This window comes from Streptomyces sp. NPDC033270 (assembly GCF_055576575.1).
The window spans coordinates 171629-193466 of record NZ_JBVIRA010000005.1 but is presented as its reverse complement, the minus strand read 5'-3'; the positions used below and the strand labels follow the sequence as shown (position 1 = coordinate 193466).

16 protein-coding genes and 1 pseudogene are annotated in these 21838 nt (G+C 72.8%); 4 read left to right on the top strand and 13 right to left on the bottom strand.

Annotated elements, in window-relative coordinates; all coding sequences use genetic code 11:
• Positions 1–12 precede the first annotated feature (12 nt).
• The 3 genes from ACZ5XZ_RS10790 (at position 13) to ACZ5XZ_RS10780 (ending at position 2584) form a co-directional block, all read left to right on the top strand.
• Entirely contained in the window at positions 13–1167 is a 1155-nt protein-coding gene (locus tag ACZ5XZ_RS10790; RefSeq protein WP_468976345.1) for an MAB_1171c family putative transporter, read from the top strand.
• Positions 1168–1551: 384 nt separating this feature from the next.
• Positions 1552–1992, top strand: a complete 441-nt coding sequence (locus ACZ5XZ_RS10785; RefSeq protein ID WP_384424058.1) for a helix-turn-helix domain-containing protein — start codon at positions 1552–1554, stop codon at positions 1990–1992.
• 13 nt (positions 1993–2005) lie between these two features.
• Complete coding sequence (locus tag ACZ5XZ_RS10780) at positions 2006–2584, top strand: toxin (protein WP_384424059.1); 579 nt, start codon at positions 2006–2008, stop codon at positions 2582–2584.
• A gap of 10 nt (positions 2585–2594) precedes the next feature.
• On the opposite strand, the gene ACZ5XZ_RS10775 is transcribed toward ACZ5XZ_RS10780, so the two are convergent.
• The 13 genes from ACZ5XZ_RS10775 to ACZ5XZ_RS10715 all read right to left on the bottom strand — a co-directional run bounded on the left by ACZ5XZ_RS10775 (position 2595) and on the right by ACZ5XZ_RS10715 (position 21088).
• Entirely contained in the window at positions 2595–6050 is a 3456-nt protein-coding gene (locus ACZ5XZ_RS10775; RefSeq protein WP_468976626.1) for an aminotransferase class I/II-fold pyridoxal phosphate-dependent enzyme, read from the bottom strand.
• A gap of 92 nt (positions 6051–6142) precedes the next feature.
• The gene (locus ACZ5XZ_RS10770) at positions 6143–7084 is read right to left on the bottom strand and encodes an NAD-dependent epimerase/dehydratase family protein (RefSeq protein ID WP_468976343.1); all 942 of its coding nucleotides are present in this window, start codon (positions 7082–7084) and stop codon (positions 6143–6145) included.
• Positions 7085–7341: 257 nt separating this feature from the next.
• A complete protein-coding gene (locus tag ACZ5XZ_RS10765) occupies positions 7342–8058 on the bottom strand; it encodes a DUF6333 family protein (RefSeq protein WP_468976340.1) in 717 nt (238 codons plus the stop codon).
• A 76-nt stretch (positions 8059–8134) separates the two neighbouring features.
• Positions 8135–8977 carry a DUF4190 domain-containing protein gene (locus ACZ5XZ_RS10760; RefSeq protein WP_468976337.1) on the bottom strand — a complete coding sequence of 281 codons (843 nt, stop codon included), beginning with the start codon at positions 8975–8977 and terminating at the stop codon, positions 8135–8137.
• A gap of 105 nt (positions 8978–9082) precedes the next feature.
• The gene (locus ACZ5XZ_RS10755; protein ID WP_468976335.1) at positions 9083–10768 is read right to left on the bottom strand and encodes a sigma-70 family RNA polymerase sigma factor; all 1686 of its coding nucleotides are present in this window, start codon (positions 10766–10768) and stop codon (positions 9083–9085) included.
• Positions 10769–10957: 189 nt separating this feature from the next.
• Positions 10958–12529 carry an alpha/beta hydrolase gene (locus ACZ5XZ_RS10750; protein ID WP_468976334.1) on the bottom strand — a complete coding sequence of 524 codons (1572 nt, stop codon included), beginning with the start codon at positions 12527–12529 and terminating at the stop codon, positions 10958–10960.
• A 169-nt stretch (positions 12530–12698) separates the two neighbouring features.
• Positions 12699–13352, bottom strand: a complete 654-nt coding sequence (locus ACZ5XZ_RS10745) for a response regulator transcription factor (protein WP_468976331.1) — start codon at positions 13350–13352, stop codon at positions 12699–12701.
• 134 nt (positions 13353–13486) lie between these two features.
• Positions 13487–15217: a sensor histidine kinase gene (locus ACZ5XZ_RS10740; protein WP_468976624.1), complete on the bottom strand. Its 1731-nt coding sequence runs from the start codon at positions 15215–15217 to the stop codon at positions 13487–13489.
• Positions 15218–15522: 305 nt separating this feature from the next.
• Complete coding sequence (locus tag ACZ5XZ_RS10735) at positions 15523–15951, bottom strand: nuclear transport factor 2 family protein (RefSeq protein WP_468976329.1); 429 nt, start codon at positions 15949–15951, stop codon at positions 15523–15525.
• Positions 15952–16144: 193 nt separating this feature from the next.
• A complete protein-coding gene (locus ACZ5XZ_RS10730) occupies positions 16145–17671 on the bottom strand; it encodes an ABC transporter ATP-binding protein (RefSeq protein ID WP_468976326.1) in 1527 nt (508 codons plus the stop codon).
• Complete coding sequence (locus ACZ5XZ_RS10725; protein ID WP_468976324.1) at positions 17668–18546, bottom strand: ABC transporter permease; 879 nt, start codon at positions 18544–18546, stop codon at positions 17668–17670. The genes ACZ5XZ_RS10730 and ACZ5XZ_RS10725 overlap by 4 nt, the downstream gene beginning before the upstream one ends.
• Entirely contained in the window at positions 18543–19565 is a 1023-nt protein-coding gene (locus tag ACZ5XZ_RS10720; protein ID WP_468976321.1) for an ABC transporter permease, read from the bottom strand. Before ACZ5XZ_RS10720 ends, ACZ5XZ_RS10725 begins: the two co-directional genes overlap by 4 nt.
• Positions 19550–21088, bottom strand: coding sequence for an ABC transporter substrate-binding protein (locus ACZ5XZ_RS10715; protein WP_468976320.1), 1539 nt, complete (start codon positions 21086–21088; stop codon positions 19550–19552). The genes ACZ5XZ_RS10720 and ACZ5XZ_RS10715 overlap by 16 nt, the downstream gene beginning before the upstream one ends.
• Before the next feature lie 388 nt (positions 21089–21476).
• On the opposite strand from ACZ5XZ_RS10715, the pseudogene ACZ5XZ_RS10710 reads away from it, so the two are divergent.
• Positions 21477–21838, top strand: a pseudogene (locus ACZ5XZ_RS10710) (hypothetical protein); the annotation flags it as partial.

Sequence of the window (21838 nt, the reverse complement as noted above, 5' to 3'; positions counted from 1 at the left end):
GGGAATCAGGCCGTGAACACCACTCGAACTCTCTGCTTCGTCATTGCGGCGCTCTCGTCGTACGCCGCGCTCGTCTACCGGCTGGGCCAAGTCAGGCGCAGCTGGCGGGACACCGCCTACCGCACACTCGTGATCACTCTGCTGCTGCAGTGCCTCACCTTCACGATGGGCGCCGTGGCCATGGGAGGCGAGAGCTTCCTGGGCGTCGGCAACCTCGCCATCCTGGTGATGCACCTGTCGGCGGTCGCCTTCTGCGTCAGCGCCCAGATCATCCTGCTGCGCTGGGCGACCGACGCCGAGGAGGCGGTGCGCAAGACCCGCTACTGGCTGATCACCGGCATCGCCCTCAACGTGCTGCTGCTGGCGCTCTTCCTGATCGCCGACGGCCCCGGCCGGCCCGCTTCGGACTTCAACACCGGCAGCGGCCAGCCGCTGGTCCTCACCTACCTCCTGGTCTTCATCGTCTCCCAGGCGGTTCCGTGCGTGACCATCTTCCGCCAGTGCGGCCCCTACGCCCGGATGGCCGGCAAGGCCGAGCTGAGGCAGGCGCTGCGGATGCTCTCCGTCGCCGCGGTGATCCTCTTCCTCTACTGCCTGGGCAGGACCGTCAACATCCTCACCGCCGCGGCCGGGATCGACATCGGCGTCTGGCAGCTGGCCTCCAACGTCTTCAGCGCGGTGGGCATCCTCACCCTCTCCCTCGCCCTGACGATCTCCTCCTGGGGGACCTCGGCCGCCAAACTGCTGACGTGGGCGCGCAGTTACCGGTCCTACCGCGTCCTGTATCCGCTGTGGCGTGACCTGTACGAGTCCTCGCCGGACATCGTCCTGGAGCCGCCGGGGGCCGCGGTCTCCGACCTCGACTACCGCCTCCACCGCCGGGTGATCGAAATCCGGGACGGCTGGCGGGACCTGCGTCCCTATATAGACCGCACCGCCACCGGCGCCGACGGAGCGGGCCCCGAGGCCAGCGAGGAGTCCCGGCAGGCCTTCGCCGAAGCGGCCCAGATCCGGCAGGCCCTGCACGCCAAGCGCGCCGGCACCATCCCCGACGACAACAAGGACGACGGCGACTTCGACGACCGCGACACCGACAACCTGACCGCGGAGGTCGCCTGGCTGACCCAGGTCGCCTCCGCCTACCGGAAGCTCGGCAGCGCCGGTTGAGAGCTCCCGCCCGGTCTGCCCCCGTCAGGCCGGGCGGGTTTCTCCCATTTCCCCCGTGGTTCCCCCGCGGATCCCCCGTGGATCCCCGGGGGTTCCCCGTTTCCCCCGTACTCCCCCGTGTTTCCCCCGTACTTCCCCCGTTTTTCCTGTCGTGCCGGGTGGGTGCGACCCGCCCGACCCCTGGCCCGGCCTCTCCCCCGAGAGCCGGGCCAGACCGACAAGACCGGCAACCAACTCGGCTACCCCCGTAAGCAAAGTTAGCTATCAGCTATCGGCAAGGTCCACGTTGGCGGAGTCCGGCCCGATTGTCAACTGACCGCTAATCTGCGAAACTGACGGATAGCCGAGGGCAATGCCAAGGAGGTGACGGGAGGGAGCTTCGCAATGTCTGAGACTGATGACCGGCCCGTGCTGGCAGTGCGCCTGGACAACCTCTTCAAGACGGTTCGTCCCAAGGGCAAGCACTGGACCAACGCCGAAGTGGCGGAGGAACTGAAGCAGGCCAACCCCGAACTCCGCGTCGGGGGTGTCTATCTGTCGCAGCTGCGGACGGGCAAGCGCTCCAATCCCTCACCGGACCTCCTCGCCGCCCTGGCACGCTTCTTCGGAGTGTCGGTCGCCTACTTCTTCGACGACGAGGTCGCCGAGTCGGTGCTCAGCGAGGTCGCCGCCATCGAGGCGCTGCGACAGGCCGGAGTCCGCTCCGTGGCGATGCGGGCGGCCGGGATGAAGAAGGAGAACCTCCAGGCCATCACGGCCATCATGGATCAGTACCGGCAGATGCAGGGTCTGCCGCCCGTCGCCGACAGCTCCGACGCGGAGTAGGGGGCCCGGGGGAGTGAGGGGCGCCAGGAAGGGACGGTCGGCCGATCAGGACCGCCGCAGCCGGCTCAAGAAGCTCCGCACGGCCGGCGCCCGGAAGATCGCCGAACTCGATCTGCCGAAGGTGGCCGATGTCGCCGAGCTCTGCCGCCATCTCGGCGAGGTGCGCGACCGCCCGATCACCCTGGTCCCGATGCAGATGCCCGCGTCGCACCCGTGTGGCATGTGGGTCGCCGCCCGCGACGAGGACCTGATCTTCTACGACGCCAACACGACCAGCGCGCATCAGGAGCACATCATCTTGCACGAGCTGGGTCACATCATCTGCTGCCATCGCGGGGCGGGTTGGCTGGACGAGGCGAGCGCCCGCCTCCTCTTCCCCAACCTCGACCCCGACCTCGTGCGTGACATGCTCCTGCGCGCGACGTACGACGACGTACAGGAACAGGAAGCGGAGATCATCGCCTATCTGCTCTCGCAGCAGGTGGGCAGCGCCGAGGAACGGCGTGCCGCGCCCCCGGCCGAGGACGCCGCAGGCGGCGCGGAGGCAGGCCGGACCGCCATGCTCCATCGGATCGAACGCACCCTGATCTGACGTGAGTTACTTATCCCCCGGCGGACGCCACCTCCTCGGCCAGGATCGACACCGCACGCCGGATGTCGTCCTCACGGTGCTCGCTGGTGACGAAGAACCGCAGCCTGGCGAGCCCCTCGTCCACGGCGGGGTGGAAGATCGGATCGGCGATGACACCCCGGTCGAACAGCCGGTCCGCGACCCGCAGGGTCCGCGCCGAGTCGCCGAGGACACACGGCACGATGGGCGTGCCGGCGCTGGAGCCCGTCGCCAGACCGGCCGAGGCGGCCAGGCCCACGAACAGCTCCGCGTTGCGCCGCAGCGCCCGCACCCGGTGCGGTTCCGCGGTGATCAGCTCGGTGGCGGCCAGCGCCGCGGCAGCGTTGGCCGGGGTCAGGCCGACGCTGTAGACGAAGCCCGGCAGCGTGTGCCGCAGCCACCGCACCATCCTGCCCGAGCCGCCGAGGTAACCGCCGCAGCTGGCGAAGGACTTGGACAGGGTGCCCATCCACAGGTCCACGTCGGAGCGGTCCACGCCGAAGAGCTCGCCGACGCCGCGGCCGCGTTCGCCCACGGTTCCGATGCTGTGCGCCTCATCGACCATCAGCAGGGCGCCGTAGCGCCGCTTCAGCTCGATCACCGCGGGCAGGTCGACCAGGTCGCCGTCCATGCTGTAGGCGCCCTCGACGGCGATCAGCACCCTTCGGAACCGCGAGCGGTTGAGCCGCAGCATCTGCTCCAGCCGGCCGATGTCGTTGTGGGCGAACGGGCGCCGCGCCGCTCCGGACAGGGCGCAGCCCTGGAGGATGCTGTCGTGGGCGAGCGCGTCGTGCACCACGAGGTCGCCCGCGCCGACGAGGTGCCCGATGGCGGTGACATTGGTGGCATGGCCGCTCACCAGCGTCAGGCAGTCCGCGACGCCGAGGAAGTCGGCGAGCGCCCGTTCCAGCCGTACGGTCAGGTCCCGTTCGCCGGAGAGCGGCCGGCTCGCGGAGACCGAGGTGCCATACCGCTCCACCGCCCGGTGCACGGCCTCGTTGACCGCCGGATGACCGGAGAGCCCCAGGTAGTTGTAGCTTCCGAAGGACAGGTACGTCCGCTCGCCGATCACGGTCGTGTCGCGGATGTTGCCCTGGTGGACCCGGAAGTACGGGAAGGCCGCACCGCTGTCGACGATCGCGTCGGCGCGCTCCTCGAACTGCCGCACCTCCGGGAAGTCGTCGACGCGGGCCGTCGCGGCGTCGAAGTCCGGCCGCGTCTGCGGGGGCAGCAGCTCACCCGGGGCCGGGGGCTGCGCCAGGTGCGGACCGACCAGCGCGATCAGCCGCTCGACGGTGAGGCCGGGCGAGAACATCTCCTCGGTGCGGAAGTCCGGTATGCGCTTGCCGATGTTGACCTCCAGCTCCTGCAGCATCAGGGAGTCGAAACCGAGGTCGGCCACCAGCGCCATCCGCTCGCTCAGGTCGGAGAGCGGGAAGACACCGGTCCGCGACACCTCTTCGAGCACGAGGGACGCGGCGGCCGCGCCTGTGGCCCGTTTCGCCTCGGGTGCCTCCTGGGGCGGGTCCACCGGACCCGGCGGGTCCTCCCCCGCGGCCTTGCGGGCGGGGACCGGGACGGGGACGGGGGCGCCCCCGACAGCGGCGGGCAGTACGCCACCGCCCTCGCGTGCCGTCTCGTCCACCGCCCAGTGGTGGCGCGGGGCGAGCGGACTCGGCGGAAGGGTGTACGGGGGTATTCGCTCGCGTACCGGGCGGAGCCCCGAGCCGGTGACCGCACGCGCCGCGAGCTGTGCCAACGCGGCCCTGTGCGCCTCGGCGGGCAGCGCGCCCGGCACGGGGACGGCGACCTCCGGCGGCTCACCGCCAGGCACCGTGCCGGCCAGCTGCCCCGGCCCGAGCTCCCCGCTCCGGCCCGCCGCCACGGCCTCGGCCGCGGCGGCCAGCTTCGTGGCGGCGTCGGCGGCGTCCTCCGCCACCAGGGCGAGGCGTTCGGCGAAGGGAGCCCGGCGGGCCAGGGTGTCCGCCACCCGGGCCAGCGGCGGCCGGTCCCCGTCGAGGGTGTGCGCCAGCTCCCGCGCGTAGCGGGCCAGCCCGGCCCGGTCGCGGGCGCTGAGCACGAGCAGCTGCGGGCCCGCGTCCGGTGCCGGACGGGCCGGCGCCGTGGTGCACTCCTCGACCACCAGATGGACACCGGTGCCGCCGAAGCCGAAGGCGCTCACGCCGGCCCGGCGCGGCTGGTCGGACCGCGGCCAGCGGGTCGGCGTCGTCGGGACGGTCAACCGCGCGGCGTCGAGCCCGCGGCGGTCGGCGAGGTCGAACTCCGGCTGCGGCGGGATCACTCCCCGCTGCACGGCCAGGACGGTCTTGATGAGTCCGGCCGTCCCCGCGGCGTTGAGCGAGTGCCCGACCACCGCCTTGACCGCGCCGAGGTAGGCGGGTGCGCCCCGCGCACCGCGCAGTTCGCGCAGCACCTCGACCTCGACGGGGTCGCCGACCGTGGTCCCGGTGCCGTGCGCCTCCAGATACTCCACCGCGTCCGGAGCCAGGCCCGCATCGCGGTAGGCCCGCCGCAGCGCGCGGAGCTGACCGGACGCCTGGGGGTGCATACCGCCCTGCACGGTCCCGTCATTGGCCGTGCCCACGCCCCGGATCACCGCATAGACCCGGTCGCCGGCGGCCAGCGCATCGGCCAGCGGCCGCAGCACCAGCACTCCGGCGCCCTCCCCCAGGACGAAGCCGTCGGCCGCCGCGCCGAACGGCAGGCAGCTGCCGCGGCGCGAGATGGCGCCGATCCGGCACAGGCCGACCAACAGGTCGGGGGTGAGGATCAGTTGGGCGCCGCCCGCGAGGGCGATCCGGCTCCGGCCCGCGCGCAGCGCGTACACGGCGTTGGCCACGGCCATCAGTCCACCGGAGCACGCCGAGTCCAGCGCATAGCTCTCGCCGTGCAGGTCGAAGACCGAACTGATCGTGTTCGGCCCCATGTTGAGCAGAAGCCCGGCGACGGATGTGCCGTGCAGCCCGTCGACCGCGCGGGCCGTCTCCGGCCACCGGGGGTCTCTCGCCCGCGCCCCGAACTCGCCGCCGGCCAGCTGGCGCATCCGGATCTGCAGGGTGCTGATCTCGCGGTAGCCGCTCTCGGTGAGCGAGGTGATCACCGAGGTCTCCTCGCGGTCGAAGCCGTCGGCCTCCCACCCCGCGTCCTGGATCGCCTCACGGGCGAGGTCGATCAGCAGCCGGTGCTGCGGATCCATCGACCTGGCCCGCCGTGGCGGGATGCCGTAGTGCGCCGCGTCGAAGTGGCCGACGTCCGGCAGCAGCGCCATGGTGTCCGTATAGGCCGAGGACGCCTGGCGGAAGTCGTCGCTGAGGAAGGTGGCGGAGTGCCACCGCGAGTCCGGGACGGGGGAGAACTGCGGCTGCGGGTCCGAGAGCAGCCGCCAGTACTGGTTGATGTTCCGCGCCCCCGGGAACCGGCAGGCCATCCCCACGATCGCGACGTCGTCACGCCGGGTGCCCGCCGGCTCCACGGGTGAACCCGCCGCGCCCGCCGGGGAGTCCTGCGCCGTCGCGGGCGTCACGTGGTGGTGCCCAGCCGCTCACGCCACCACTCCACCGTCGCCTTGATCTGCTCGTCGACGGGGGTGGCACGGACCGCGAACTCGGCTTCGTAGGCGCCGGCGTCCACCACGAACGGGCGGTCGAACTGGTAGCGGATCTCCTTCATCTCCCGGATCAGCGGGGAGAGGAGCGCTACGACGCCCAGCACGGCCGGCGACAGTCCGCGCACCGCGACCGGACCCGTTCCCGCCTGGGCGGCGAGGCGGTCGACCATCTCCCGGACGGACAGCGCGGGCTCCGTCGGGACGTGCCAGGCCCGTCCCCACGCCCGTTCCTCGCCGGCGATCTCGACCAGAGCCCGGGCCACGTCGGGGAGGTAGCTCCAGCTGTGCGGGGCGCCGGGGTCCCCGAGTGTGGAGACCGGCTTGCCGCGCAGCAGGCGCGGCATCACTCGCGCGGCGAGGTGTCCGGCGTCGGTCACGCCCGGCCCGAAGAAGTCCGAGGCGCGCAGCTCGACGGCCCTGATACGCCCCTGCTCGTGCAGTTTCCGCGCCTGCTCCCACACCGCGGCGCGCACCCGCCCCTTGGGGCCGGTCGCGGCGAGCGGCAGTTCCTCGGTCAGCGGGCCGTCCACCGGGCCGTAGCCGTAGAGGTTGCCCAGCATGACCAGGGTGGCCCCGGTCGCCTCGGCCGCCGCGCAGAGCGACGAGGCCAGCGGCGGCCATTGACTCGCCCAGCGGTGGTAGGGCGGTGCGGCACAGCTGAAGATCGCCGTCGCGCCCTGCGCCGCCTCGGTCAGCCGCTCGCTGTCCGCCGCGTCCAGCGCGACATGTTCGATACCGGGTTCCGGGCTCCGGCCTGTCGTGGTGATGACCCGCACGGAATGACCCTTTTCGACCAGCAGCCGAGCGGTAGCCATTCCGGCGGGCCCGAATCCTGTTACGGCATAAAGGCTCACGGGCGCACACTAGCGCGAGCGTCTGTGGGCCCTGCGTCTGGTGAGTCGGGGCTGCGCCACGCGGGGCCGGATACCCCTGCTTTCGGTCGGCCACACGTCGGCCCGAATCCGTACCCCGCCGCCGGAAGAGGCCGACCAGGGCAAGGAAAACGTGGCGCGATCAGCGGCTGACGCACACCCTGGCGCACTCCCCGAGGACGTCTCGAAATGGCCGATCCGCTGCGCATGCCGGTCGCCGCATTTCGAGCCGGGCTTCCTCACATTTCAAGCCAGGTTTCCTCCATGTCGAATGTGGCGTCCTCGGTATGGCGGACGCGGAAGGCGGACATGGCCCGGCCGCCCCTGTGGAGCGGTGCGACGCTGCCGAGCGCGAGTTGCGCCAGACCGGACCAGTCGAAGACGTTGACGGCGTCGTCCAGGTCGACGTCCGCCGCGGCAAGAGCCTCTGACGAGATGCCGAAGGAGCGGACGACGGCGCGGACGTCCCCGTGGAGGTCCCAGTGGTCCTCGCCGTGCCAGCCGGCGGCGAAGAGGCTCGTCCCGTCCGGGTGGAGGATCGACCAGGCGCCGTAGTTCATGTGGTGGTCGATGGTGGCCGACGCGATGATCACCGCATCGGGGAAGCGCTCGCGCAGCGCCTGCGACTGCTCGAGGACGGGGAAGCTGTCTCCGCAGTGCCCCAGGGCGGGATCGACGATCTCGGTCACGCCGCCCCAGCAGCCGACGGTGACCAGGTCCAGGTCGCGGCGGGTCTCCAGGGGCACCAGGTCGGTCGCGCCGACCGGGTCGAGCTCCTCCAGGACGGCGTCGACGGTGCCGAAGGAAGCGACGAACTCGCGGGCCCGGTCCGGGTCGTGCGCGGGCAGGGTCGCGGAGTTTCCCGGAGGGGGCGCGTGGACGACGGTGAGAGCGAACTCGCCGTGTCTGACTATCTCTTGGTCCTCATCGGCATCCCAGAAGCTTTCCTCACTCATGACGGCGACCCTAGGGGCGTCCGACGGGTGGGGCGAGCGGCACTGGTGGACCAGGCCATGACCCATCGGACAGGCCCTAGCGGGCCGGGCCCGCCCAGATGGCGTCCTCGTGCCGGCCGTCGGGGGAGACCTCCAGCTGGACCTCCTTCGCGCCGCCGGGGGAGACGGAGTAGGAGAACCGGCTCACCGCCCGCTTGCCGGGCAGCAGCGTGCCGGAGAACGGCTTGGTCGCGCCGTCGCCGTCGAAGATGTTCCCGGCCGACACTCCGTCGGCGTCCCGTACGGACGGCAGGGCACTGGTGATGTCGATCGGCTTCTTGCCGCCGTTGACGATCGTGACCTTCCACTGGACCGCCAGATCGCCCTTCTCGTGGCCGACGGCGAAGCCGTCCGGCCGGTACGGCTCGGGCCTGCCGACGGCGACGGTGACGCCGTCGTCGTACGTCCGCGCCTGGCCGAAACGCAGCGGCCGCTGGACGCCCGGGTCCGAGGGGGCGGCGGTCGGAGTGTGCCGTTCGCGGATCTTCGCCCTCGCGTCGTCGACGGCGTTCCTGACGAACATCACGGTGAGGAAGAGGCCGACGACCGCCAGCACCATCGTCAGGCCGCCCAGGACCGCGCCGGCGAGGGCCATCCCCTTGTGGGTGGCCAGGCCCTTGCGGGCCCGGCTGTGACCGACCAGGCCGAAGATCAGGGCGAGCACCCCGAGGAGGCCCGAGAGCCAGAACAGGAACGGCAGGAAACCGAGGACCGTGCCGATGATGCCGATGGTCAGCGCGGCGACGCCGAGACCGTTGCCCACCTGCCCGGGCGCCGGCGGAACCATCGCCGGGTACGCGAAGGGCGGCCGGTCGTGCGGCTGGTCCTCGGCCGGCGGGGCCCAGGGGTCCGGGCGGGGGGTGTGTTCGGGCATCGTCATCTGCGGTCCTTCGCGAGAACTCCTGGACAGATCACCCTAACAAGGGGGTTTACCCGGCCTTTACTTCGAGGGTGGATCGGGCGCGGGCCGGGGGAGAGACACCCCCTAGAAGCCGAAGACCTGGGTCCAGGTCCAGTCCTTGGGGACCAGGCCGACGCCCATGGTGTTCAGGTCGCAGTTGAGGATGTTCGCCCGGTGGCCGGGCGAGTTCATCCATGACTCCATCACGCTCTCCGGGGAGCTCTGGCCGCGGGCGATGTTCTCGGCACCGGGGTTCTGGTAACCCTGCGCCTGGGCCCGGTCGACGAAGCTCCGGCCGTCCCGGCTGGTGTGGTCGAAGTAGCCGTTGCCGGACATGTCCTCGCTGTGCAGCTGGGCGGCGCGGGCCAGGCGGTCGTCGGAGGTCAGCTTGCCGCAACCCGCCTTTGCTCGCTCGGCGTTGACGAGGGCCAGGACCTTCTCGGCCGGTGTGCCGGCGGGATCGGCCGCGGGCGTGGACGGCGGCGCGGGCTTCGCCGTCGGCGTCTTGCTCTTCGACCGGCGCGGGGTGGCGGTCGAGGGGGCCGACGAGGGCTTTCGGGAAGCGGACCTGCCCGGCTTGGGCGAGGGGGACTTGGAGGCGGTGCGCGACGGCGCGGAGGCGGGGGTCGAGGGCCGGGTGACCTGCGGCTCGGTGGCGGGCGCCGACCGCACCGTCTCCCGCTCCTCGCCCGGCGACAGGAGGGCTATCCCGCCGACCGTCCCGCCGATGACCAGCAGGGCGAGACCGGCGGCCGTCCGGGACGCCCGACGCCGCTGTTTCTGCCTGCGGTTGTGCGCCCGGCTCTGGGTGCGGCCCCGACCCGGGCTCTGGGTGCGGCTCGGTATTCGATGCCCACCGCCCGCCGACGGGACGACGGCGGTGCCGTCGCCCGGGCCCGCGGCCCCTCCGCCCAGATCCGCGCCGCCGACCCGGCCGACCGCCTCGAAGGCCACGGTCTCGGCGGACGCCCTGGCCCCGTGGAGGGCGGCCAGTCCCGCCAGCCCTCCCAGCACCCCGACGACCGGCACCAGGCCGAGGCCCACCAGCAGCCCCTCGGCGGGCACCAGTCCCGCTTCGAACCCCGAACAGACCGTGCAGTCACGGGCGTGCCGGGCGATCCGCTTGCGCCACAGCGCCGACGGGACGCCGTCCCAGGCCGCGATCACCTCGTCGAGCAGCACACAGCGGGGCGTCGCGGTCAGCGCCCGCACCACCAGCCGGGCCGTCTCCAGCTGCGCCTTCATCCGCTGGACGCGGACAGCGGTGTGCTGCGGCGACAGCTCCAGTGCCGCGGCCACCTCGGCCCGGCTCAGCTCGCCCGTGGCCTCCAGCCACCACAGCGACAGCAGCGCGCGGTCGTCGGTGTCCAGCCAGCGGGTGGCCTCCGCCGCCTCCCGCCGCTGCCCCTCCAGCCCCAGCCGCAGAATCGTCAGGTCCACGAAGTCCGCGCCCGGGTCGGCCACGTCGTACGCGTCCTGCAGACCGGAGTCGGCCGGTGCGGCGCGGTGTTTCTGCCAGTGGTCGCGTATCTGGTTCATCGTGATGGCCACCAGCCAGGACCGGAAACGTCCCGGATCGTGCAGCGAGCCGAGGCCGCCGAGCGCGCGGATCATGGTCTCCTGCACCACGTCGTCGACGTCCGCGTGCCCGTTCAGCGCGCGGCCCACGACGTTGTACACCAGCGGCAGATAGCCGGCGACCAGCTCGTCCTGAGCGCGCTGGTCCCCTCGCCGCGCCGCCTCCACCACACTGTCGTGTTCGGTGCTCACGCCCACGCCTGTCCACTCCCTTTCCCGGTCCGCGCCTTTCCTGCCCGGCACAAGGGAGACCGCCGGCGGCGGTGCACGATAACGGAAAGTGCGCCGCGACCCCGAGCGCGCGCTCAGCACAGGAGTTCCGCGGGCGCGCACCGGACGGCGGGGCCCTGGTGCGGGCCCCCGCCGCCGGCTACGCCGTGATCAGGAGCAGACGGTCCCGTCCGCCGGGGCCCTGCCGTCGAGCAGGTGCCCGTTCACGGCCTTGGTGGCGCACTGGTTCACGCCGTAGGTGCCGTGCCCCTCGCCCTTGACGGTGAGCAGCACCCCCACGCCCTCGCCGAGCTTGTCGGCCATCTTCCGGGCGCCCTCGACGGGGGTCGCCGGGTCGCCCGCGTTGCCGATGACGACGATGGGGGCGGCGCCCGGTGCCGAGACCTCCGGGGTGTCGCTCCTGCCGGTGACCGGCCAGCCCTCGCAGCCGAGCAGGCCCTTCGCGGTCAGCTCACCGAAGACCGGCGACGCCTTGCGGAACTCCGGCAGTCTGGCCCGCACCTGTGCGGGGGTGAGGCGCTGCCTGGTGTCGGCGCAGTTGATCGCGGAGTTGGCCGTCATCATGGTGCTGTAGTGGCCCTTGTCGTCGCGGCCGCTGTAGTTGTCCGCCATCATCAGCAGGTTGTCGCCGCTGCCCTGCTCCGCGTCGGAGAGCGAGATCGAAAGGCTCGGCCAGCTCTCCTTGGAGTAGAGCATCGCGACGATGCCGACGACCGCCTGCTCCTGGGTGAGCTTGCGCCCGCTCTGGGTCGGCAGCGGCCGCTTCCCGGTCTTCGCCAGCAGGGCGACGATCCGCCGGCGGCCGTCCTCGGGGTTGGGGTACGGGCAGCTGCCGGGCTTCTTGGCGCAGTCGGCGAGGTAGTTGTCCAGCGCCAGCTGGAAGCCCTTCGCCTGGCCCAGGGACTCCTCGACGGGGTCCTTGGTCGGGTCGACCACGGCGTCCAGGACCGTGCGCCCCACGTTCTTCGGGAACAAGTGGGCGTAGACGCCGCCGAGTTCGGTCCCGTAGGACATGCCGAAGTAGTTGAGCTTGGCATCTCCCAGGACCTGGCGTATCAGGTCCATGTCGCGGGCCGCGCTCTCGGTGCCGACGTGCGGCAGCACCTTGCCGGAGTGCTTCTTGCAGGCCGCCACGACCTTCTTGTTCTGCTGGGCCGTCCCGGCCAGGTCGAGGGTCTCGGCGCGCAGCTCGTCGATCTCCTTGTCGCTCAGGCACGTCACGCCCGCGCTGTCGCCGACGCCCCGGGGGTCGAAGCTGACCAGGTCGTAGCGCGAGCGCAGCGACTCTGCCGGGGAGTAGCCCGGCAGGGTGGCCACGCCCGAGGCGCCCGGTCCGCCGAAGTTGAAGAGCAGCGAGCCGATCCGCTTGCCGACACCCTCGGCCTTGGCGCGGATCAGCGCGAGGTCGATGGTGTCGCCGGCGGGCTTGTCGTAGTCCAGGGGCGCCTTCAGCTTCGCGCACTCCCACGCCGTGCCATCTGGCAGCTTGCCGGGTGCCGTGCCACCGCCCTGAGCGGTGGACGGTGCCGGGCAGGGCCGCCAGTCGAGCTTCTGGGCGGTGAGCGAGGCGGGCAGTGCGCCGGCCGCCTCGGAGGAGGAAGTGGGGTAGGGCGTCGCGGGGCCGGTGTCGTCCTGGCGGGGGCCGCAGGCGGTGGCGGTGAGGGCGAGGAGTACGGAGGCGGCCAGGAGTGTGGTGGTACGGAGAGACGGCGATCCGGGCATGGGTCGTCCTTCTGTGACGGGTCTCTGTGACAGGGGGGCGGCTGTGGGCTGTTGCTCCCGCGGGTGCGGGGCGGCGGGCCGTGTCGATGCCGCCGGCAGAAGGTCACGGGTGGCTGAGCCGCTGCCGGCGGACCCGCAGCGAGCGGGATCGAGTGCGCTGGTGGGTCGGTCAGGTTCCCAGGCCGGCGTCCCGTGCCAGGAGGGCGGCCTGTACGCGGTTCTCGCAGCCCAGCTTGGACAGGATCCGGCTCACATACGTCTTGACCGTGGCCTCGCTCATGTGGATCCGGGCTCCCGCGTCCGCATTGGACAGGCCCTCGCCCAGCAGTGCCAGGACCTCCAGTTCGCGGTCCGTCAGCGTCTCCAGCCTGCGGCGGGCCTGCTCGGTGCGGCGCGCGGTCTGGCCGGACGCCAGGGAGTCCACTACGTGGCGGGTGGCGCCCGGCGACAGGTACGCGTCCCCGGCCGCGGCGGCCCGTACCGCGCCCATCAGCTCCGCGGGGGCCGAGTCCTTGAGGAGGAAGCCCGCACTGCCCTCGGCCAGGGCGCGCAGCACGTTCTGCTGCTCCCCGAATGTCGTCAGGATCAGCACGCGGGTGTCGGGGACGGTCCGGCGGAGTTCGGCCAGGGCCGTCAGCCCGTCCATGACCGGCATCTGGATGTCGAGCAGGACGACGTCCACGCGCTGGGCACGGGCCAGTTCGACCGCCTCGCGGCCGTTGGCCGCCTCCGCGACGACGTCGATGTCGTCGGCGGAGGTGAGAATCATCCTGATGCCCGCCCGAATGAGCGGCTCGTCATCCGTGACGAGAACCCTGATCACGACTCTCCTGCGCGGTCTTGAGCGGTCCTGCCTGCGGCCATCGCCATCATCTCCGATCCGCCCGCCCGGAGCGCATGGCGGCCCTGCGCCGCCCTCAGGGTGTGTCCCCTAGGGCCTGTCCGATGGGTCAGGCCCTAGCCCTTGACCTCGAAGGAGGTCTTCTCGATCAGCTTGCCGTCCCGGAAGCAGAACCGGTAGACCGGGGTCTTGTCCAGACTGCTGCCGAACTCCGTGGAGCTCAGGCTGAGGCACTTCGCCCCCTTGGGCACGGGCGGCGCGCCCTTCTCCAGGCCCTCGTTGATGAACGAGACCCCGTCGGGCAGCTTCTCGCGAACCTCCGACTCCGACTGCCCCACCGTCACCGCGTCGTACTGCTTCGGCTCGATCGTGGCCTCGTCCGCTTCGCCCGCCATGACGACCAGCCCGAGGACGGCGGCGATCACCAACAGCAGCGCGATCACCGCCGCCACCCCGCAGCCGATGGCTATCCCGCTTCCCCGCCTGTTCCTGCTCATCGCCTTGGCCAGCTCCTTCGGCATGCCGTTCCAGTCGTTGACCGGATCAGCCTCGCCCGGCGAGCCCGCCGGAGGCTGCTGCCGAAAGTCTCCTGTGCCGTCGACGAACGTCTCCGTCGTGCCGCTGGGCGCGGGGCCCGGGGCGCCGCCCTCCGGGGAGGTGTAGGGCAGCACGCCCGCGAGCCGGAAACCGCCGTCCGCCGTCGGGCCGGCGTGCACCATGCCTCCGACGAGCCGGGTCCGCTCCCCGAGGCCGGTCAGCCCCTGACCGCCGCTCACCGCGCTCCGGCCGGCGCCCGCGGGGGCGGGACCGTTGGTGACCTCCACGACCAGTGAGTCCGGCTCGTAGCGCAGCTCGATGGTGATCGAGGCGCCCGGGGCGTGCTTGTGAGCGTTGGTCAGGCCCTCCTGGACGAGGCGGTACGCGGCGTGATCGGCGGTCGGGGCGAGCGGGCGCACCTCGCCCGAGCGCCGCAGCCGCACGGCCGCACCCGCGCCCCGGGACGCCTCCACCAGGCCCTCGATGCCGGCCACTCCCCGCGACGGCGCCTTGGCCTCCTCCTCCCCCAGCGCCGCGAGGGCGTGGGTGGGGGCTCCCCCGGCGGTCGCCGGGGGGATGCCCTGGCCGGGAGCCTCCGTGCCGTCCCGCAGAAGGCCCACCACCTCGCGCAGCTCGTGCATCGCGGCCACCGACGCCTCGCGCAGCACGCCCACGGCCTCCCGCTGCCGCCCGGTCAGCTCACGGTCGACCTCCAGGGCGCCGGTGTGCACCGAGATGAGCGCGAGCTGATGGCCGAGGCTGTCGTGCATGTCCTGCGCGATGCGCTGGCGCTCACGGATCCGGGCCTGACCGGCGATCATCTCGCGTTCGCGCTGCAGATGGGCGTGGTACTCGCGGAGGGTGTCCGCCAGGGTGCGGCGCTGCGACCAGTAGCGGCCGGCGAGGCCGGGCACGATGACCGCGACCAGCGTCGCCAGGGCACCCATGATCAGGATCGCCGGCGAGAGGTAGGGCAGTTCCCACGCCGCGGACAGGGCGAGGCTGAGGACGTAGGCGAGGCCGAAGGTGCAGGTCGCGCGGCCGACGGCGGTGATCCGCCGCCCGGCCGACCAGGCCGCGACCAGGAGCAGCGGGGCGAGGCCGTCGAGCCCGCTGGAGGCGACGGCGGTCACCAGCAGCACGGTCGCCGGCAGCGCCCGGCGCAGCGGCGGCAGCAGGGCGGCGGCCAGGGCGACGGCGACGGTGCGTACGGTGCCGCCGTTGTCGGCCAGGGCCTCGACTCCGACCGCCATCAACGCCATCGTGAGGCTCAGCAGCACCTCGCCCACGATGCGCCCGGGCGGCCACATACCGGGGTCGAAGAGAGTCCTGACCGGATCGGCCAGCCGTCGGGACGCCGCGCGCAGCCTGGCCGCCGACGTCCGACCGGCCCGCTCCGTACGGTCCTTGTCTTCCACACCTGTCACGCCGCTACGTTAGGCAAGCCCGCCCGCCGGCGACATCGCCTTTCGTCGCGACGCGCAGCAACCAAAGTCCCCCAGCCGCGGTCGCCCGGCGCCCGGGGCCGGTCGGCGCCCGGCATGCCCGATACGGCTGTCCGGGTCCGGGCGCCTGACGGCCACGCCCTGGTGAGGGCGTGCCGAGGGATCAGGCCCTACAGGGTGTCGCCCCAGCCACCCTGGATCATGGTCTGGAACGCCCATGCCCCGTCCCGCCTGATCAGGACGTCGGCGTAGCGCAGCCGCTGGGTGCGGCCCTGTGCCGTCATGACCGAGTCCGAGAAGACCACGGCCATGGCGGGTGAGAGGAAGACCGGCGTCCGCGTGGACTCGAAGGTGATGTCCTCGCCGCCGTCCCCCATCACCTGTGTCATCGTCGCGACGAACTGCTCCCGGTCCCACTGCGCCGCGCGGCCGTTGCCGGCCGTGTCGTCGCTGACGAGGTTGAGCGGGAAGACCGCCATATCGGCCATCCGCGCCACGTCGCGCTGCGCGCTGTGCGCGTCGTACTCCGCGAACCAGGCCTCCAGGCTCGCGCGGTCCTCGGCGGTCGGCACGTACCCGGCGTCGGGCAGGAAGGTCACACAGACTCCTCACGGTCGTCGGCTGCAGGGTGACGAGCCCCTGAGAGCACCGGGAACGCGCGAAGGCACGAGGGCGCGAGGGCGCGAAGGCGCTCGACAGAGGCTCGTCAATTTTGACTATGCGAGGGAAGATAGCGACCTCAAGGCGTCTAGTCAAACTTGAATAGTCTGCGGAATAGCCAATGGCCCCGCCTCAGGCCGGCTGGGTCGCGCCCGACACCAGGGCCGCGGTCACCGGGTGGGCCGGGGCGGTGAAGAGCTGCGCGGTGGGGCCGGACTCGACGGACCGGCCGACGGAGAGGACCAGGAGGGAGTCGGTGCGGTCGGCGACGAGGTGGAGGTCGTGGCTGATGAGGATCAGGACCAGGCCGCGGCTGTCGCGGAGGTCTTCGAGGAGGTCCATGATCGCGGTGGCGGTGCCGGCGTCGAGGGCCGAGGTGACCTCGTCGCAGACCAGGACGTCGGGGTCCGCGGCCAGGGCGCGGGCGATGGCGACCCGCTGGCGCTGCCCGCCGGAGAGTTCGTGGGGGTAGCGGCCGGCGAAGTGGGCGGGCAGGCCGACGCGTTCGAGGAGTTCCAGGACGCGGGCGGGGGTCCGGCCGCGGGGGGTGCGCCGGTGCAGACGCAGGGGGCGGCCGACCGCCGCGCCGACCGTGCGGCCGGGGTTGAGGGTGCCCAGCGGGTCCTGCGGTACGAGCTGGAGGCGTCGGCGCTGTTCGCGGGTGCGGCCGTGGGCGGTGGGGGCCAGGCGAACGCCGTCGAGGGTCACGGCGCCGCTGGTGGGGCGGTGCAGACCGACGATCGCGCGCACCAGGGTGGTCTTTCCCGAGCCGGAGGCTCCGACGATGCCGGTGCTGGAGCCGGCGGCCACGGTGAGGTCGATGCCGTGCAGGACGGGGTGGCGGCCGCCGCGCCGGGTGAAGGCCGCGTGCAGGCCGGAGACGGTGAGCGTCGGCTCGCCGGCGGGGCGGGGCCGGGCGGTGGCACGTGGCGCGGGGGGCGGCACGGGCGCCGTCCGGGAGAGGTCGACGACGTCGTCGGCCAGCCGGGCGACCAGGCCCCCGTCGTGGCAGGACAGGGCGACGGCGAGCCGGTGATGGGCCGCGAGGTGGCGCAGGAGGGCGGCGATCTCGTCGCGCAGCTCGGGGTCGAGGCCGGCGGTCGGCTCGTCGAGGAGCAGTACGGCCGGGCGCCGGGCCAGCGCTCTGGCCAGGGCGAGGCGCCGCTGCTGGCCTCCGGAGAGCTCGCCGGCGCGGCGGCCCGACAGGCCCTCGCCGGTGGGCAGTCGGACCTCGGCGAGCAGATCGTCGAGTGCCTGGGGGCTGCGGTCCACGGCGACCTCGGCGAGCAGCCGACGGACCTTCATCCGGCGGTTGAGGCCGGAGCCGGGATCCTGCCCGACGTAGGCGAGGCGGTGGCGGCGCAGCGCGCGCAGTTCGGCCGCGTCGAGCGTCAGCACGTCCTGGCCGAGGACGTCGATCCGGCCGGCCGTGCGCCGGGCGCCGGCGGGCAGCACCCCGGCCACGGCGCGCAGCAGGGTGGTCTTGCCGCAGCCGGACGGGCCGGTGAGGACGGTGATACGGCCGGGGCGGACCGACAGGCTGCCGCCGTCCAGGAGCAGCCGGCCGTCCGGGGCGGCGATGGTGAGGTCCGTGACGGTCACCGCCGTTTCCGCGGCGGGGGCCCGGTCCTCGGGGTACCGATCGGGCTGGTGGTTCACAGCGCGGTCACCGCCTTCCGGCCGGTCTGCGGTACGAGTGCCGAGACCGCCAGGTTGACGCTCATGGCCAGCAGGCCGATGGCGATGCTGGGGGCCAGTACGGCCCAGGGGTTGAGGACGATGCCGCCCGCGTTCTCCCGGATCATCAACGACCAGTCGGCGGTGGGCGGTTGCGGGCCGACCTGGAGGAAGCCGGCGGTGGACACGACGTAGACGGCGGCGACGAAGCGCAGCCCGAAGAGGGCGAGCAGCGTGGCGCGCAGGTTGGGCAGGACTTCGCGTACGACGAGGTGCCACAGCCGTTCGCCGCCGACCGCCGCCGCCTCGATGTAGCCGGATGCCGCGACCGGCGCCGCGGCGCCGGAGACCAGGCGCACCGCGTAGGGCACCCCCAGCACGACGGCGGTGGCGACCAGCGCGAAGCGGCCGCCGCCCGGCCACGACAGCGCGACGAGGAGGATGCCGAGCACGGCCGGCAGCAGCATCAGGACGTCCGCGGAGCGCTCCACGACCCGGCCGAGGGCCGGCCGCAGGGCGCCGAACGCGCCGAGCAGCGCGGCGGCCGCGGTGACCAGGAAGGCGACCAGCAGGGAGGTGGCGATCAGTGCGCGGCCCCCGGCGAGCAGGCGGGAGAGCACGTCCCGGCCGAGCTGGTCGCCGCCGAGGGGCGCCTGGCCGCCCGGTTCGGCGTACGGGGCGGTGACCGGGGCGTCGACGGCGTGCGCGGCGAGCCACGGCCCGGCGGTGGCCAGGGCGATGAGCAGGAGGGCGGGCAGGGTGCGCAGGACGAGGCCGCCCCGGACGCGGCGGCGCGGCGGCGCGCTGCGGGCGGCGGGCTCCGGAGCGGTGGTGTGCGGTGCGGTCGGGGCGGTCATACGCGGCCTCCGGAAGCCCAGGCGCGGACGAGGTCGGCGAGCAGGAGCACGCCGGTGATGACGGCTCCGGTGACCGCGACGACGCCCGCGACGACCGGGCTGTCCCGATCGGTGACGGCGCCGGCCAGCACCCCGCCGATACCGGGGTAGTTGAAGATCGTCTCCACGACGACGGCGCCGCCCAGCAGCATGCCGGTCGAGGTGGCGATGCCCGCCGCGATGGTGGGCAGCGCCCCCGGCAGCAGATGGCGGGTGAAGATCCGGTGGCGCGGCAGCCCGTCGAGCACCGCGGTCTCCATGTGCGGGGCCCTGGCCTCGTCGGCGAGGGCGGCCCGCACGATGCGGGTGTTCCAGCCGATCTGCGGGATCGACAGCGCCAGTACCGGCAGGACGAGCATCCGCCAGGAGGCGGGGGCGCCGTCGGCGCCGGTGAGGGTGACGGCGGGCAGCCAGCCCGCCCACAGCGCGAACACCAGGACCAGGGCGACCGCGACGACGAATTCGGGCAGCGCCAGGATGCCGGTGGCGGTGGCGGACACGGCCCGGTCGGCGGTGCCGCCGGGCCGGAGCGAGGCCAGGCAGCCCAGACCGAGCGAGACGGCGAGGGTCACCAGCAGGGCCAGTCCGCCCAGCAGCAGGGTGTTGGGGAAGGGGCGGGCGATCAGGTCGGCGACGGCCTCGCCGTGGGCCGAGGTGCCGAGGTCGCCGGTGGGCAGACCGGTCATCCAGTCCGCGAAGCGGGTGGGAAGCGGGCGGTCGAGGCCGAGGAGGTGGCGGCGCTGCGCGAGGTCGGCCGCACTCTCGCCGCGTTCCGCGGTGGCGGTGGCGGCGTCGCCCGGCAGCAGTTCGACGGCGGCGAAGACGGCGGCGAGCAGCACGGCGAGCGGCAGCAGCCGGCGGAGGGGCACGACGAGCAGGCGGCTCGCGCGCAGCACCGCGGACAGCGCGGGCCGGGCCGGCCGGAGGGCAGTGGGCCCTCCGGCGGATCCGCTCGCCGTACCGCTCAGCGGTCCAGCCATGCCCGCTCCAGCTGCACACGTCCGTAGCCGGGCAGGGTGGGCAGGCCGCGCACCGGGGCGGTGGCCAGGTCGATGCCGTCGGCCATGCCCCACAGCAGGTAGCCGGACGCGTCGTGTTCGATCTGCTGCAGCCTCTTCAGCGCCTTGGCGCGCCGGTCCGCGTCCTTGGTGCCGATGGCCTCGCGGTACGCCGCGTCGAACGCGGCGTTCTTCCAACCGGCCTCGTTCTGGGCCGCTTCGGAGACCATCGTCTTGCTGGCGAAGAAGACGACGGAGTCGTTGGTGCCCCAGTACGTGGTGTAGAGATCGGCCTTGAGCCAGGTCTTGTCCCAGAAGGTGGCGGACTCCTGCCGGACCACGTCGATCTTCACCCCGGCCTCGCGGACCTGGGTGGCGAACAGGGTCGCGGACTCGGCCAGGCCGGGGATGTCCTCGGTGGTCAGCAGCCGGTACGTCTTCGAGGTGTCGAAGCCCGCGTCCTTCAGCAGGGAGGCGGCCCTGGCGAGGTCGCGGGTGCGCTGCGGGACGGACGTGGCGTAGGCGGGGTCCCCGGTGCCGAGGATGTCGTTGGCGACGGTGCCGTAGCCGGACAGCACCTGCCTGACCATGGCCTTGCGGTCCACCGCCAGCCGCAGCGCCTGGCGCACCTTCGCGTCCGCGAAGGGACCGTCGGACGTCCGCATGACGAGGGGCATCGCCATGTCGTCGGGGCGGCGGACGATCTGGATGTCCTTGCGCTTCTCCGCCGTGCGCGCGGCCACCGCGCCGGCGTTGGAGGCGAGGTCGATCTGCCCCTGGAGCAGCGCGTTGGACATCGCCTGCGGGGATTCGAAGATCTTGACCTCGATGGCGTCGAGGAGGACCTCGCCGCCGTACCAGTCCTCGTTGCGCACGAGCCGGGCGTTGCCGGCGCGGAACCAGTCCAGCTTGAACGGGCCGGCGCCGGGCGCGCGGCCCACCTCCTTGTCGGTGGTGCCCTTCTTGAGCACGAAGGTCGTCAGGCGGGTGAGCAGGGGCAGTTCGGCGTTGGCGTAGTCGGAGACCAGGACGACGGTGTCGGCGCCCTCGGCCCTGATGTTCTCGGCCTTGATGCCGGGCAGGCGGGTGGCGCCGGTGGGGGTGGCGCGCAGCCGGCGCAGCGACCAGGCCATGTCCTCGGCGGTGACCGGGCTGCCGTCGTGGAACGTCGCACCCTTCGCGACGGTGAAGCGCCAGGTCTTCAGATCGTCCGAGGCCCGCCAGCGCGCGGCCAACCGGGGAACGGTGTTGGTCTTGGCTCCGGGGGCGGTGAGGGTGTCGTGCACGAGGGCGATGATGAGGTAGTCGCTCTCGTTGGCCTGGGTGGCGTGCGGGTCGCGGGTGACGGCGGAGGCCCGGCCGAGGGCGCCGACCCGGAGCGTGCCGCCCCGCCGGGGCTTGCCGCCCGCGGCGCCGGAGGAGGTCTCGCCGCTTCCCGAGCACGCGGCCAGCAGCGCCGCCGCACCTATCGCTCCACCGGCCCACAGAACTTGACGCCTGTTCATGTCCACGTTCGTCCTCGATCCGCTTCGGGGCGACTGGGGGGTGCTTAGGTTTGCCTACCCTAATGACAACCATTACCGCAAGAGGTCCGGCACCGATGAACGGATGGTCGAATCGCGATTCCACTTGCAGAGGTGTCGGCCAAGTGGAGTGCGGTGCCTACCTTTTGACGGGCCCTCAGAGATTCAGCCAAAAACCGACTGGACCGGCCAGTAAGGGTTGCCTTGCCTAAGTCTGATGTCTAGCGTTCGGGCCGTTCGTCGGCGAACTCCCGCACCGGCCGCCCCGAGCGGCCGCTCCGCCCTGCCCGTTACGGATCAGCGCAGCCCTGACCGCGGCTTTCCCCCCCGCACGCGATTCCCCTGCCGAACGACGGAACGGACTCATGCCATGAGCACGGCAGCCGCACCTGTCCGCCAGCTCGACGAGCGCACCGTGAGCGAACTCCGCGAGGCCGCGGAGCAGATCCTCGCCGAAACCGGCACCTCCGCCCCCTCTCCCCGGCTCCTGCGGCGGATCGAGCGGACGGCCGCCGGGTTCGGCGACGCCCTACGGCACCACTGCCGCCCCGCCGACACCGCCGACGGCCTGTTCGTCCTGCGCGGCATCGACGTCGACGACGACGCCATCGGGCCGACGCCCGGCCACTGGGCCAAAGAGGGGGGGGGGGGGGGGGCGAAACCCCACCACCGCCTCTCCCCCCCACGCCAGGCCACCCCCCCCCCCCCCCAGGACCGAAAAAACCGGAAAAA

Bases quoted from the DNA above. Each gene is read 5' to 3' on its own strand.
- ACZ5XZ_RS10785 (WP_384424058.1), top strand. From the start codon at position 1,552: ATGTCTGAGACTGATGACCGGCCCGTGCTGGCAGTGCGCCTGGACAAC.
- ACZ5XZ_RS10750 (WP_468976334.1), bottom strand. From the start codon at position 12,529: ATGCCCGGATCGCCGTCTCTCCGTACCACCACACTCCTGGCCGCCTCC.
- ACZ5XZ_RS10740 (WP_468976624.1), bottom strand. From the start codon at position 15,217: ATGTGGCCGCCCGGGCGCATCGTGGGCGAGGTGCTGCTGAGCCTCACG.
- ACZ5XZ_RS10765 (WP_468976340.1), bottom strand. From the start codon at position 8,058: ATGAGTGAGGAAAGCTTCTGGGATGCCGATGAGGACCAAGAGATAGTC.
- ACZ5XZ_RS10775 (WP_468976626.1), bottom strand. From the start codon at position 6,050: ATGGCCTGCCGGTTCCCGGGGGCGCGGAACATCAACCAGTACTGGCGG.
- ACZ5XZ_RS10715 (WP_468976320.1), bottom strand. From the start codon at position 21,088: ATGAACAGGCGTCAAGTTCTGTGGGCCGGTGGAGCGATAGGTGCGGCG.
- ACZ5XZ_RS10725 (WP_468976324.1), bottom strand. From the start codon at position 18,546: ATGACCGCCCCGACCGCACCGCACACCACCGCTCCGGAGCCCGCCGCC.
- ACZ5XZ_RS10760 (WP_468976337.1), bottom strand. From the start codon at position 8,977: ATGACGATGCCCGAACACACCCCCCGCCCGGACCCCTGGGCCCCGCCG.
- ACZ5XZ_RS10720 (WP_468976321.1), bottom strand. From the start codon at position 19,565: ATGGCTGGACCGCTGAGCGGTACGGCGAGCGGATCCGCCGGAGGGCCC.